This is a genomic window from Rhizobium sp. WYCCWR 11146, from assembly GCF_013591995.1.
In the GTDB taxonomy this organism is placed as follows: Bacteria; Pseudomonadota; Alphaproteobacteria; order Rhizobiales; family Rhizobiaceae; genus Rhizobium; species Rhizobium indicum.
In genome coordinates this window covers 561,687-575,516 of the sequence record NZ_JACCEY010000024.1, presented here as the reverse complement: position 1 = coordinate 575,516, position 13,830 = coordinate 561,687, and the positions used below count along the sequence as shown (strand labels likewise).

At 61.2% G+C, this 13,830-nt stretch carries 12 protein-coding genes and 1 riboswitch; of the genes, 6 read left to right on the top strand and 6 right to left on the bottom strand.

Annotated features, from left to right (window positions below; translation table 11 throughout):
* Positions 1 to 85 precede the first annotated feature (85 nt).
* Complete coding sequence (locus HX899_RS22590) at positions 86 to 619, bottom strand: ribonuclease H (RefSeq protein WP_138329270.1); 534 nt, start codon at positions 617 to 619, stop codon at positions 86 to 88.
* Between the two features lie 250 nt (positions 620 to 869).
* On the opposite strand from HX899_RS22590, the gene HX899_RS22585 reads away from it, so the two are divergent.
* Complete coding sequence (locus HX899_RS22585) at positions 870 to 1,964, top strand: DUF2865 domain-containing protein (RefSeq protein WP_138389042.1); 1,095 nt, start codon at positions 870 to 872, stop codon at positions 1,962 to 1,964.
* A 117-nt stretch (positions 1,965 to 2,081) separates the two neighbouring features.
* Here the strand turns inward: HX899_RS22585 and HX899_RS22580 are convergent, their stop codons facing one another.
* A complete protein-coding gene (locus HX899_RS22580; protein ID WP_138389041.1) occupies positions 2,082 to 2,828 on the bottom strand; it encodes an SDR family NAD(P)-dependent oxidoreductase in 747 nt (248 codons plus the stop codon).
* Between the two features lie 148 nt (positions 2,829 to 2,976).
* Entirely contained in the window at positions 2,977 to 3,663 is a 687-nt protein-coding gene (bluB, locus tag HX899_RS22575; protein WP_181293441.1) for a 5,6-dimethylbenzimidazole synthase, read from the bottom strand.
* Between the two features lie 41 nt (positions 3,664 to 3,704).
* Positions 3,705 to 3,893: riboswitch (cobalamin riboswitch) on the bottom strand.
* A gap of 488 nt (positions 3,894 to 4,381) precedes the next feature.
* On the opposite strand from bluB, the gene HX899_RS22570 reads away from it, so the two are divergent.
* The 4 genes from HX899_RS22570 (at position 4,382) to HX899_RS22555 (ending at position 9,959) form a co-directional block, all read left to right on the top strand.
* A complete protein-coding gene (locus tag HX899_RS22570; protein ID WP_181293440.1) occupies positions 4,382 to 5,785 on the top strand; it encodes an MFS transporter in 1,404 nt (467 codons plus the stop codon).
* A gap of 267 nt (positions 5,786 to 6,052) precedes the next feature.
* On the top strand, positions 6,053 to 7,927 hold the full coding sequence (locus tag HX899_RS22565) for a HAMP domain-containing methyl-accepting chemotaxis protein (protein ID WP_181293439.1): 1,875 nt from the start codon (positions 6,053 to 6,055) through the stop codon (positions 7,925 to 7,927).
* A gap of 60 nt (positions 7,928 to 7,987) precedes the next feature.
* Positions 7,988 to 8,569: a hypothetical protein gene (locus HX899_RS22560; protein ID WP_181293438.1), complete on the top strand. Its 582-nt coding sequence runs from the start codon at positions 7,988 to 7,990 to the stop codon at positions 8,567 to 8,569.
* A gap of 328 nt (positions 8,570 to 8,897) precedes the next feature.
* Entirely contained in the window at positions 8,898 to 9,959 is a 1,062-nt protein-coding gene (locus HX899_RS22555; RefSeq protein ID WP_181293437.1) for a 3-deoxy-7-phosphoheptulonate synthase, read from the top strand.
* Here the strand turns inward: HX899_RS22555 and HX899_RS22550 are convergent.
* Entirely contained in the window at positions 9,956 to 10,783 is an 828-nt protein-coding gene (locus HX899_RS22550) for a PD40 domain-containing protein (RefSeq protein ID WP_181293436.1), read from the bottom strand. The two genes, HX899_RS22555 and HX899_RS22550, sit on opposite strands and share 4 nt — an antisense overlap.
* Positions 10,784 to 10,863: 80 nt before the next feature.
* Positions 10,864 to 12,543, bottom strand: a complete 1,680-nt coding sequence (locus HX899_RS22545; protein ID WP_181293435.1) for an NAD+ synthase — start codon at positions 12,541 to 12,543, stop codon at positions 10,864 to 10,866.
* A gap of 192 nt (positions 12,544 to 12,735) precedes the next feature.
* On the opposite strand from HX899_RS22545, the gene HX899_RS22540 reads away from it, so the two are divergent.
* Positions 12,736 to 13,266, top strand: a complete 531-nt coding sequence (locus HX899_RS22540) for a DUF1003 domain-containing protein (RefSeq protein WP_017988514.1) — start codon at positions 12,736 to 12,738, stop codon at positions 13,264 to 13,266.
* On the opposite strand, the gene HX899_RS22535 is transcribed toward HX899_RS22540, so the two are convergent.
* On the bottom strand, positions 13,263 to 13,661 hold the full coding sequence (locus tag HX899_RS22535; RefSeq protein ID WP_181293434.1) for a GFA family protein: 399 nt from the start codon (positions 13,659 to 13,661) through the stop codon (positions 13,263 to 13,265). The two genes, HX899_RS22540 and HX899_RS22535, sit on opposite strands and share 4 nt — an antisense overlap.
* Between the last annotated feature and the right edge of the window lie 169 nt (positions 13,662 to 13,830).

Here is a 13,830-nt window from a genome sequence, read left to right as displayed (position 1 = left end):
CCGAGCATCTGCAGCCGGTTGATATGCAGCAGATATCAGGCCCGGGATAAAATCCTTTGGCTCCAAGACATGTCCTCATGCCGTATCAGGCACTCCGTATCGACAGGCGCCCTTTATCCGCAAGCGCATCGGCGCGTTCGTTACCGGCAATGCCGGAGTGGCCCTTGCACCAGGCAATGGCGATGAGCGGCTTCTGGGATAATTGAAGATCGACCGCTTTCCAGAGTTCCGCATTGGCGATAGTTCGGTTTCGAGCATTCCCATTGGGGTTGCCTTTCCTCCAGCCGTTGTTCCTCCAGATATGTCGCCGGCTGTTGCAGCCTTTGACGGCGTAGACGGAATCGGACCAGATGGTGACAGGCTCGCCGCTTGCCTCGCTGTTGATCCAGATTGCCGCCCTGAGCACGGCGGTCAATTCCATCGAATTATTGGCGGAATCTTCGGCGCCACCGAAGCCGGACGCGATTTCCGCCGCATCGCGATAAACGACGAATGCCCAGCCTCCGTGCCCAGAACCGGGTTCATAACAACCGTCCACGAAGACGTGGAAGCCGTGCTGGGTTTCCGGCAGCCCGACTGTCGTTGCGGGGGAGCTGAGTTCGTTGGCAATACCTGTCATTTTCGACGTCCGGATATGAGTACGTTCCCCAAGCGACTGAGGAGATTGGAGTGGAGCACGTGGCCTCGTTGATTACCATCGGCAGCCTCTTCATAATCGAACATTGGGTCTCTGGCGGTCCGCTGGATAAAATCGCGAAAATACGGTAGGAATTTATCCCAGCTTATTAAGAGAAATACCCTAAGAGAAACCCGCGGCGATCGAGGCCGCAATCGACCGATCGATTCTTTGCTCATTCCGGGACGACGCCGTGAAACGCCGAAACCTGTCTCTTGCCCTTCTCCTTGCCTTTGCGGCGCCTGCCGCCGCGCAAAGCAGCGCCGTCTGTGAGGACCTGCGCGGCCGCCTCGCCGACTTGCCGCGATCGATCGGCAATGGCAACGGCCCGGAAGCCCGCCAATATTCCAGCGCCATGGCCGAGCAGAACCTCGAGCTGCGCAAAGTTCGCAACGAGCTGCGCAGCAATGGCTGCACCTCAGGCAGCATGGTCGTGATCGGCAGCGAGAATGCCGATTATTGCGCCGAACTCTCGCAGTCCGAAGCCCGCATGATCGACAATATCCGCTATCTCCAGGACCGCCGCAACGAGCTGGCCGGCCAGAATGGCGCCGCTGACGGCACGCGCCGCGAACTGATCGCCGCCCTCGACCACAATGGCTGCAACAGCGAAAACTTCTATGCCCCGAGCGATCGCAGCGCCAACGAGCCGGCTCCGAGCGTCGAGGAACAGGCGATGCGCACCGATACCTTCATTCCGCTCGGCGGTGAAGAGATCGATCCGCGTTACGGCGTGCCACGGGCGGAGATGCTCTCCCCGGTCAGCACCATGTGCGTGCGCAGCTGCGACGGCGGCTTCTTCCCGATCAGCTCGAACGCCACGTCGGTCGATTTCGGCCGCGACGCCCAGACCTGCGCCAAGATGTGCCCAGGCGTCGAGACCGAACTGTTCTATCGTGACGTGACGAGCACCGAAGCCTCGAACATGATCTCGGTCGCAACGGGCACTCCCTACAGCGCCATGAAAAATGCCTTTGCCTACAAGAACCGCACGCCCGGGGAAAAATCCTCCTGCGCCTGCAATCTTACAGCCTATTATGAGGAGATGCGCGGCAAGCAGGCGGTAAGCGAACCGCCGCAGCAGGGCTCGATCACCACCATCCGCACCAATCCCCCGGCGAAGGATGCCGCGGCAGCTGCGCCGCAACCATCCGTCCCCGAGCGCCCCTACGATCCGACGCAGAACCGCGTCCGTCAGGTCGGCCCGCAGTTTCTGGCCGGCGATCAGGGCTCGATCGACCTCGCCAATCCGGCAACACCGGGCCCGCAGCCGCAACAGCAGCAGTGATTGAACAGCTGGAACTGCGGTGGCGGAGCCATAGCGGCGTTGTGCCAGGGTGCATGAGATGACGGCGATGTCACGTGAACGTGCGGCGGGATGTTAATGCGGGTCGCTTGAGCATGGTCAGTAGGTCGTACGACCGCCGCTCAGGTCGAACGTCGATGCGGTCGTGAAGGAGTTCTCCTCGGAGAGCAGCCAGACGACCATCGAAGCGATCTCACCAAGTTCGACGAAACGGTCGCGCGGAATGCGGACGCGCATATATTCGATAAACTCGGATGTCAGCCCGTCCAATATAGGTGTCTTTGCCGTGGTTGGCGTTACCGCGTTCACGGCGATTCCTGTCTTTGCGAGTTCCTTGCCAAGCGACTTGGTGAAGCCCAGCACACCAGCTTTCGCTGCGCTGTAGGCAGCGATGTTCGGATTTCCTTCCTTGCCCGCAACCGAGGAGATGTTCACAATCCGCCCATAGTCGCGCTTTAACATGACCGGAACGACGTGCCGGCAACAATTGAAGGTTCCCGTGAGGCAGACATCGACGACGTCTGTCCACTCACTGACATCGTATTCGATCGTGGGCTTTACCGGACCGGTAATCCCGGCGGAATTAACGAGGCCGTCGATACGGCCAAAAATCTCCTCGGTCGTCGCCGCCGCGTTTTTCACTGATACGGGATCTGCGACGTTGACGCCGAAAGCGACCGTGCCAGATCCGAGAGCGGAAGCGCTGTCCTTGGCCATGTTTTCGTTCAGGTCCCAGATGGCCACCTTGCCACCAGACTGGATGACGCGCTCTGCGATAGCGTAGCCGATGCCGCGCGCACCGCCTGTGATCACGATGATGCGCTCCTTCAAGTCGATCATGTTCATTGGGCCGTTATCCTCCGATTGAGCCGCCGATAGCCGAATATCCAATTCCGGGATTCGCCTTCAGCGTATCGATATGAAGGTCAGGAATAAAGATATCTCGGCCTCGCACGGCGTCGGCGATATTGGCATCGAAAGAACGCGATGCGCTCTAGGTGTTCAGTCCCCATCCATCATGAAAGACGAGTTCCTCGAGCGGTAGCCGCTGCCGCCAGCCTTTGACGGAGAGTTCCGGCTCCTCATAGAGCCGGTCGACGAAACCGGCACAGAGCCAGGCGACCACTTCGATATGCTCGGGTATGCCGAGAATGGTTTTCAGGTCGCCTTCACGAAAAATGCTGACCCAGCCGATGCCGACCCCTTCCGCCCGTGCCGCAAGCCAGAGATTCTGGATGGCGCAGACGGTCGAGTATGAATCCATCTTCGGATTGTGGGTGCGCCCCAGCACCACGCTGCCGCTGCGGGTAGGATCGCAGGTCACGCATATGCCGAGCGGCGCCTCGACGATGCCTTCGAGCTTGAGCGATCGGTAGGCCTGCCGCCGCTCGCCTTCGAACATCAGCGCCGCCTCCTCGTTGGCCCTCGCAAACGCGTCCTGGATGCGCGTCCGGACAGCGGCACTTTTCACCAGAATGAAATTCCACGGCTGCATGAAGCCGACGGATGGTGCGTGGTGAGCGGCCGTCAGCAGCCGCTGCACAACATCATCAGGCAAGGGATCGGGCAGGAACTGGCTGCGAACGTCGCGCCGCGTCATGATCGCGTGATAGACGGCCTCGCGTTCGGCCAAGGAAAAACCGGACGCCGCCGAAAGGGCATCCTCATCAAAGGGTCGCATCGTCAAATCCCCAACAACGCGACCGCCCCGCTGTCCGCGCGGATCGGTCTATCTTGCCAGGCCGGTCTTCTGACTCGGCGTCATCCGTCTGCCGCAGCCTTCCCGGCAAAAGGCCAGTGGCATGATGAAGCGGCAAGCGTCGGCCTTACAGCGTTGGGCACGTTCCGGTCTTGCACCGGATTCCCGATTCTCCCGCCTTATCGGCGGGCACCTGACGGCGCATCTATTTCAGGAAAGCGCGGCAGCGGCAAGCTGGGCCGATGTCGCAGTCAAGCCGGAGGCCGCGCGGTGCCGCCTGTCCCTCTCTTCCGCCGGCAAAAGGGAGCGCTGCGGTGCCACGAATCTCTTCTCCCCAGCGGGGAGAGGTGCCGGCAGGCGGTTGAGGGGGGGTGAGCGGCAAAGCCGCGAATGCGCTGAGCGTAAGCGAAGGGCAATGATGAAGGGGAGCCGTGCAGCCCCCTCATCCGACCCTTCGGGCCACCTTCTCCCCGCTGGGGAGAAGAGAGCGCAAGCCGCAGCCTCAGTTCCTACCTCAAACCCTTGGGAGGACAAAAGGAAACAAGACGTACGATCCCGTTTCGTCACCCACCCGCGTCGGTTTGAAGCGGCTAGGCAAGCCCCTTCACCGACAGTTTCTATGGCCTTATCACCACCGAAGGCGTATGGACTGTGACTGTCCATCGCAGCATCCCGGTTGCCCGTGCCCCGCCTCACACCCATGATCCTTGCGGTCGCCCTGTTCATGGAACAGATGGATTCGACCGTGATCGCCACCAGCCTGCCGGCAATCGCCGCCGATATCGGCACCTCGCCGATCGCGCTGAAGCTCGCCGTCACCAGCTATCTCGTGGCGCTGGCGATCTTCATCCCGATCAGCGGCTGGATGTCCGATCGGTTCGGTGCGCGCAACATCTTCCGCATGGCGATCTTTGTTTTCATGATCGGCTCGATCGCCTGCGCCTTTTCCAACTCGATCACGGCCTTCGTCGTCTCGCGCCTGATCCAGGGCGCCGGCGGCTCGATGATGACGCCGGTCAGCCGCCTGCTGCTGGTCCGGGGAACGCCCCGCCACGAACTCGTCGATGCCATGGCCTGGCTTACCATTCCCGCTTTGATTGGCCCGATCATGGGGCCGCCGATCGGCGGTTTCCTCACCACCTATCTCACCTGGCATTGGATCTTCTGGATCAACGTCCCGATCGGCGTGCTCGGCATCATCCTCGTCACCCGTTTCCTGCCGGCGGTGGAGCCACGCAGTCCGCGGCCGATGGACTTCCCCGGATTCTTCCTTTGCGGCATCGGCTTCTCCGGCTTCGTCTTCGGCGTGTCGGTCATCAGCCTGCCGGCCGTGCCCGTCATCTACGGTTACGTCACGGTTGCGATCGGCATTCTTGCCGGCCTCCTCTACCTCCTGCATGCCCGCCGCGTGCCCTATCCGCTTCTCGATCCGAAGATGTTCCGTTACCCGATGTTCCGGGCGGCGATCCTCGGCGCTTCGAATTTCCGCATGGGGCTCGGCGCCCTGCCGTTCCTGATGCCATTGATGCTGCAGCTCGGCTTCGGCCTGACGCCGCTGCAATCGGGCTCGGTCACCTTCGTCAGCGCGCTCGGCTCCATGGGCTCGAAATTCGCCGCCTCGCGCACCTTCAATGCCTTCGGCTTCCGCACCGTCATATCAATCACCACTTTGCTGGCGGCGATCTTCCTCGGCATCAACGGCCTTTTCACCGCCGAAACGCCGCTGTTCCTGATCATGGCCTGCCTGCTGATCGGCGGCCTGTTCCGCTCCATGGCTTTCTCGGGCGTCAACGCCATGGCCTTTGGCGATGTCGATGACGCCGACAGCAGCCAGGCAACCGCGATCAATGCCGTTGCCCAGCGTATCTCCATGGCGATGGGTGTGGCGATCGCCGGCGGCATTCTCGAAATTTCGAGCAGCTTTCACGACGGCAGGCTGCTGGTCTCTGATTTCCATATCGCCTTCTTCAGCGTCTCGGCGATTTCGGCACTGGCCTGCATCACCTTCCTGCGCCTGCCGCATGATGCCGGCGCGGAACTGACGGCGCGCGGCCGCAAGCGCCGGCACGCCGAGCCCGAAGAGGCCGTGGCGGAAAACAGCTGATCGAGACAGATCTGCTTGGCGCGAAGGAAGCACTCCTCCTCCGATTCGCAAGGTTCGGCGCCGGCGAAAGCTACACGCGTGTGTTCCAGCATCTCATTCCACTTTATGATTTATTCACATATCAAATACACACTGCGTTTGCGCGTTTTGGGTTGCAATCCGGACATGGGCATGAGGGCTCGTGATGTGACCGTCAGCGCGGATGCCCGTATTGAGACGCCGGTCGGGAACATATCCGACTGAGCCGCAATTCTAGGCCGCCGCGGAATGTTCCAATTTTTGAAAACGATGCCTCTGACAGCCAAGCTGGCGGCGATTATCGTTGCCGTCAACCTCTGCGGCATTTCCGCTTTCGCCACCTATACGTGGATGTACGAAACCCGGGCATTGATCGATGGCGCCAAGGCGAATTGGTCCAAGGATGCGGAGCAGTTTGCCTCTCTGGCCGCGGGCGGCGTGAAATGGGGGAAGGCGAACGCCGTTCGCGAGGCTTATTCGCTCTACCGCGACGACCCCTCGCTCGATCTTGTGCAGTTTGCCGCATTCAACGCCGAACCTGCCGCCGTCGATACCTGGGCGCGCGATGGCGTCAGTGGTTTGCCGGCACCAGCCGATCTGGTGAAGAGCCTCGGCGCGAAACCGGAAAAGACGACCATCGATGACGGTAGAATATCTGCCGGCGTGGTGACGATCATCGCGCCGCTCCCGCTGGATAAGTCGGGCAAGGCCACCGGTTACATCGTCACGAACTGGTCCGTCGAAAAAATCGCTTCCGAAGTCAGGAAGAAAGTTCTCATTTCGCTGCTCACGCAGTCCGCGATCACCGCCATGGCCGTCGTTGCCTTCCTTCTCGCCATGCGCAGCCTAGTCGGCCGGCCCATCAGGGTAATCAGCGAACGAATCAGCGCGTTGCAGAAAGGCGATCTGGTCTCTCCCGTCACCTACAGGGAAAATGGCGACGAGATCGGCTTTCTGGCGCGTGCATTGGAGGTTTTCCGTCACGAGGCGATTGCGAAGGTCGAGAGAGAGCAGGCCGCTGCCGAGCAGAGTGCTTCGCTCGACGCCGAACGGGCGCGCAACGCATTGTTGACCGAAGAGGCCAGCAACACGCAACGGCTGGTCATGAACGCTCTCGCAAATGCATTGGAAGAGCTCGCCGCCGGCGACTTCTCGATACACCTGGCCGACGTCGGTCCAGAATTCGATAAATTGCGTCAGGATTTCAACAACATGGTCAATGCGGTCGCGGCCGCTCTAACAGAGATCAAGACCGCTTCCGTGGCGGTTGAAACCGGCTCCAGCGAGCTGGCGACCTCCGCGGATCAACTCGCCAGGCGGACCGAGCAACAGGCAGCAGCATTGGAACAGACCGCGGCGGCACTGGATGAGGTGACCACCACGGTCAGAACATCGTCGCAGCGAGCCGAAAATGCCGGGCAGCTGGTCGAGGAGACAAAGCGCAGCGCCCATGTCTCGGCGACCGTGGTGCGTGATGCGATCGGGGCGATGGACCGGATTCAAACCTCGTCGAGCCAGATCGGCCGCATTATCGGCGTCATCGACGAAATCGCCTTCCAGACGAACCTGCTGGCGCTGAACGCCGGTGTCGAGGCGGCGCGCGCCGGCGAGGCCGGCAAGGGTTTTGCGGTCGTTGCGCAGGAAGTGCGTGAGCTCGCCCAGCGGTCGGCAAATGCTGCCAAGGAAATCAAGAACCTGATCAACGTATCCGGCCAGGAAGTTGCCGCGGGCGTCGGGCTGGTGAACCAGACCGGCGATGCCCTGCTGAAGATCGAGGAGCAGATCAACCGCATCAGCGACAGCATCGCTTCCATCGTCCAATCCTATCGCGAACAGGCGACAGGCCTGCAGGAAATCAACAGCGCGATCAACCAGATGGATCAGACGACACAGCAGAACGCGGCAATGGTCGAGGAAACCAACGCGGCCTGCCACGAACTGCTGTCGCAAGGACGCCTGCTGCAGGACTCGGCCGGCAGGTTCATCGTTGGCGCGTCTGCGGCCAGCCAGCCCAAAGCCGTTCAACCCACCCGCCAATCTCGTCCCGAGCCGAGAGCCTTCGCGCAGCGGCATGCAGGAAATGCTGCCGTTGCCGCTGCTCCCGGTGCCTGGGAGGAGTTCTGACGTCGTCAGCATCCGATAAACCTTAGTTCTCAGCAACCTATAATCAGGAAGGAAACACTTATGAAGAAAATCGTGCCCGCATTTCTTTTGGCCTGCACCGCATTTGCCATGCCCATGGGCGTATCCATGGCACAGGATGCCAAGCTTGCCCCGATCTCCGACTACGTGACGACCGACGTCAAGCCCTGGCTCAACGATCCCGCCATCATCGAGGCTGTCAAGGCGCAGAACGCTGCCAACGCCAATCTCAGCGCAGCCGATGTCGACGCCCTCGACAAGAAGTGGCGTGCCGAAGTCGATGGCTCCGACCACTCGATGATCGACGGCGTGCTTAACAATGCCCTGTCGAAATTCCTTCAGGGAAAGAAGGAAGCTTCCGGCGGCAAGATCACCGAGATCTTCGTCATGGATGCAAAGGGCCTGGACGTCGGTCAAAGCGACATCACATCCGACTATTGGCAGGGCGACGAGGCCAAGTTCCAGAAGTCCTTCGGCGCCGGCAAGGATGCCGTCTTCGTCGATGAGATCGAAAAAGATGAATCGACCCAGACGCTCCAGTCGCAGGCAAGCGTGACGATATCAGACGACACGGGAACACCGATCGGTGCCATCACCGTCGGCGTGAACGTCGACGCCCTCTGATCTCAAAGACCCTGAGCACGTCGCACGAGTGAGATCGAGTGCGACGTGCTTCCTGCCCCGGTGGGTGTAGCTCGCGCAAGAGCAGTTGCTGTCCCCAGGAGCGTCCGGTTTAGGCAGAAAAATCTGCGTGACAATGCGCGGGCGTGACGCTACATCAGCCTCATGTCGATCACGTCAATCAACGCCTCGCGATTTTATTGGTACCGCTGCTCTCAGCGGATGCGGGTCCATGCGTAACTGAATTCGACGCGACGACAACCCGAACAGCCGCTAGTCTACCTGGCGGCTTTTTTTGTTCCGCACGGTATGACCAAACAGGAGCCATACCGTGTCAAATACCATTGATGATCTGCGTATCGTCGAGATCACGCCCCTCACCAAACCCGCCGATATCATTGCGGAAATCCACCGCCATACTGCTGTCACCGAGACCGTGACCAGCAATCGCGATGCGATCCATAAGATCCTCCAGGGCGAGGACGATCGCCTGATCGTCGTCATTGGACCCTGCTCCATCCACGACCCTGTCGCCGCCCGGGAATATGCCGCGCGGCTCGAGGAACAGCGGCGGCGCTTTGCCGGCGATCTCGAGATCGTCATGCGCGTCTATTTCGAAAAGCCCCGCACGACCGTCGGCTGGAAGGGTCTGATCAACGACCCACACCTCGACGGCAGCTACCGCATCGAGGAAGGGTTGAGGATTGCGCGACGGCTGCTACTCGATATCAATGCAATAGGCCTTCCGGCCGGCGTCGAATTCCTCGACACGATCACGCCGCAATACATCGCCGACCTCGTCAGCTGGGGCGCGATCGGCGCACGCACGACCGAAAGCCAGGTCCACAGGCAGCTTGCCTCCGGCCTTTCCTGCCCGATTGGCTTCAAGAACGGCACCGACGGCGGCGTGCGTGTGGCGCTGGACGCGATCCTCGCCGCCTCGCAGCCGCATCACTTCCCGGCCGTGACCAAGGACGGACAGGCGGCCATCGCCTCGACGACGGGCAATGAGGACTGCCACATAATCTTACGCGGCGGCAAGCGGCCGAACTATGAAGCGGCCGACGTTGAAGCCGTCACCGGCGAAGCCGTCAAGCTCGGCGTCGCCCCGCGCATCCTCATCGATGCCAGCCATGCCAACAGCGGCAAGGACCCGATGAACCAGCCGCTCGTCGTCAAATCCGTGGCCGCGCAGATTGCCGCCGGCAACAACGACATCAAGGGCATGATGATCGAAAGCAACCTCGTCGCCGGCCGTCAGGACCTCGTTCCCGGCAAGCCGCTGGTTTACGGCCAGTCCATCACCGACGGTTGCATCGACTGGGACATGTCGGTCGCGGTGCTGGAAGACCTGGCAAAATCCGCCCGCGAGCGCCGCCAGACCCGCACTTAAGCCGCCGGGAAATAGCGGACATAGGCGAACTCTTCGCCGTCAGGAGACCAGCAGGGCACGTTGATCGTGCCCTGCCCCCCGAAAAGCTCGAACAGCGTCTTCAGATTGCCGCCGTCCATGTCCATCAGCCGCAGCCGTACGTCGAGGTCGCGCGGATGGTCGAAAACGGACGGGTCGTAAGACAGGAGCAGCACCATGTCGTTGTTGGGCGACGGATGGGCGAACCAGTTGCCCTGATTGTCCGAGGTCACCTGTTCGAGCCCGGTGCCATCGGGATGGATGCGCCAGATCTGCATCAGCCCGGTGCGGCTGGAATTGAAATAGATCCATTGGCCGTCGGAGGAATAGTCCGGTCCGTCATTGCGGCCCTCGCCATGCGTCAGCCGCGTCTCGGTGCCGCCGTCGACGGAAATGGTGTAGATATCGAAGAGGTCGTCGCGGATGCCGCAATAGGCGAGCTGGCGCCCGTCCGGCGACCAGCCATGCCAGTAGGACGGCAGGTTCTCGGTGATCAGCCGCGGCGTGCCGCCTTCGATCGGCAGGATATAGATCGCCGACTTGCCGAATTCGGTCTTGTCGGAAATGACGATCTCAGTGCCATCGGGCGAAATGCCGTGATCATTGTTGCAGTTGACGGCAAAGCCGGTATCGACCGTGACCACCTCGCCGCCGTCGAGCGGCAACCGGTAAAGCAGCCCGTCGCCGTTCAAGAGCAGGGTGGAACCATCAGGCGAGAAGTTCGGTGCCTCCACCAGCCTGTCCGTCTGCCAGACCTCGCGGGCCCTGCCCGTCCTGACATTGTAGATCTCAACCGAGCTGCGCATGTTTCCTCCCGAAAAGCTTGATGCCGTCAGCGATCTCGATTGCGTCAGCGATCTCGATTGCGTCAGCGATCTCGATTGCGTCAGCGATCCCTGAACCGGTTGGTGATGGGATAGCGTCGGTCGCGGCCGAAATTCTTTTTGGTGATCTTCACGCCGGGCGCCGATTGCCGGCGCTTATATTCGGCGAGATAGAGCAGATGCTCGACCCGGTGAACGGTCGCAACGTCATGGCCGCGCCCGACGATCTCCTCGACCGCCATTTCCTTTTCCACCAGGCATTCGAGAATATCGTCGAGAACGGGATAGGGCGGCAGCGAATCCTGGTCCTTCTGGTCGGGACGAAGCTCGGCCGACGGCGCCTTGTCGATGATATTCTGCGGGATCACCTCGCCCGACGGTCCCAGCGCACCCGGCGGCACGTTTTCGTTACGCCAGCGGGAAATCGCATAGACCTGCATCTTGTAGAGGTCCTTGATCGGATTGAAGCCGCCGTTCATGTCGCCGTAGAGCGTGGCGTAGCCGACCGACATTTCCGACTTGTTGCCCGTCGTCACCACCATTGAGCCAAACTTGTTGGAGATCGCCATCAGGATGACGCCGCGCGCCCGGCTCTGCAGGTTCTCCTCGGTGATGCCGCTATCCGTGCCTTCGAAAAGGCTGGCGAGCGCGCTGCTGAAACCCGTCACCGGCTGCTCGATCGGCACGATGTCGTAGCGGCAGCCGAGCGCCCTCGCGCAATCGGCCGCATCCTTCAGCGAATCCTCGGAGGTATAGCGGTAGGGCAGCATCACGGTGCGCACCCGCTCCTCACCGAGCGCATCGACAGCGATTGCCGCACAGATCGCAGAATCGATGCCGCCGGAAAGGCCGAGCACCACAGTTTTAAAGCCGTTCTTGTTGACGTAGTCGCGAAAGCCGAGCAAGCAGGCGCGGTAATCGGCCTCCTCGCTTTCAGGGATATGCGCCATCGGCCCTTCGGCGCAGTGCCAGCCGCTGTCGCCGCGCTTCCACGTCGTCACCGCCAGCGCGGTCTCGAACTGGCTCATCTGGAAGGCGAGTGACTTGTCGGCGTTGAAGGCGAAGCTCGCGCCGTCGAAGACGAGTTCGTCCTGGCCGCCGAGCTGGGCGGCATAGATCAGCGGCAGGCCGGTCTCGATCACCTGCCTCAGCACCACCTGATGGCGGATATCGACCTTGCCGCGATAATAGGGCGAACCGTTCGGCGACAGCAGGATTTCCGCCCCGCTTTCGGCCAGCGTCTCGCAGACGCCGAGATCGCCCCAGATATCCTCGCAGATCGGAATGCCGATGCGCACGCCACGAAAATTCACCGGCCCCGGCATGGCGCCCTGGTCGAAGACGCGCTTCTCGTCGAACTCGCCATAGTTCGGCAGATCGATCTTGTCGCGCACGGCGATCACTTTGCCGCCGTCGAGCACGGCGACGGAATTATAGCGCCCGGTTTCGTCCTGCCGGGGAAAGCCGATGATGACACCCGGCCCGCCATCGGCGGTATCGGCTGCCAAGCTCTCGACCGCCTTCCAGCAGGCGCGGATGAAGGCTGGCTTCAACACCAGGTCCTCCGGCGGATAGCCGGAGATGAAAAGCTCGGTCAGGACGAGCAGATGCGCGCCCTCCCGTCCCGCGTCAATACGCGCCTCGCGCGCCTTGGCGAGATTGCCGGCGACATCGCCGACCGTCGGGTTGAGCTGGCCGATGGCGATGCGGAAGATATCAGAAAGGGCGTTTTCCTGTGTCATGTCATTTATTTAGCCTGCACCTTTCACGACCGCAACACGTTCGGGCCGAAAGCGGCACCTCGCGACGACGAAATTTTTATGAACGGATCGCGCGTGGCTCCGCGCGGCACCGATACGCATTGCAATTTGCCTCCGGAGCGGAATACTGGCGCCGAAAGCGACCGCATCGATAACCGGCATCGGAAACAGGCAATGTCTAATCTTTCGAATTTCGTGCATCATCACTTCGACAAGCCGGCCGATGAACTCGGCGACATCGAGAAGCGCGTGCTGGCGAAAACGCACGCGCGCAAGATCATCTCGACCGACGTCAATGCAGCCTTATCCGCCGAGTCATCCTTCGGCGAGCGTATCGCCGATGGCATCGCCCGCGTCGGCGGCTCCTGGTCCTTCATACTCGCCTTCCTCGCCTTTCTCGCCGTCTGGACACTGATGAACACCATCGGTCTGGTGGCGAATCCCTTCGACCCATACCCCTTCATTTTTCTGAATCTGATCCTGTCGATGATCGCCGCCATCCAGGCGCCGATCATCATGATGTCCCAGAACCGGCAGGCCGAGCGCGACCGCTTCGAGGCCGCCAAGGATTACGAGGTCAATCTCAAGGCCGAGCTTGAGGTGCTCTCCCTGCACCAGAAGATCGATATGAGCGTGCTGACCGAGCTGACGGCGCTGCGCGAGGATGTGGCCCGCCTCACAGCTGCGCTTGCCGCCAAGGGCTAAACCGGATTCACCGCGTATTGCGGCAGGCCGTCCGATATCTCGTAGAAATCGCCCTTGTCGGCGCAGTAGATATGATGGCCGAAGGCAAGGCCACTCGGCGTGTCGAAGGCTCCGGCCATGACCGAAATCTCCGCCGATCCGTCCGCCTGCCAGAACAGCGCGGAGCCGCAATTCGAGCAGAAGCCGCGCTGCGCCTCTTCGCTTGACCGGTACCAGCGGACCGCCTCAGTGCCATCAACCGAAAGAGCCGCGCGGGCCACGTTGACCGCGGCGTAATAAAACCCCGTCTGCCGGCGGCACTGCGAGCAATGGCAGCCGACGACAGGTCCTGGCTTCGCCGTCGTTGAAAATCGCACGGCGCCGCAAAGGCAGCCGCCTGTATGCCGTTCGGTCATGATCGCTCTCCCGCTTATGACGGAACGTTGCCGCCGATCACCCGCGGCGTCAAATCCATTCCTTTCAACGAAATCATCAGAAATCTTGAAAATCGCCGGCCTTATCCATGCTTGGTCGGCTCAAGCACCTGTTGCTCGACGACAACAGCCCCCAACCTCATCTCATCCC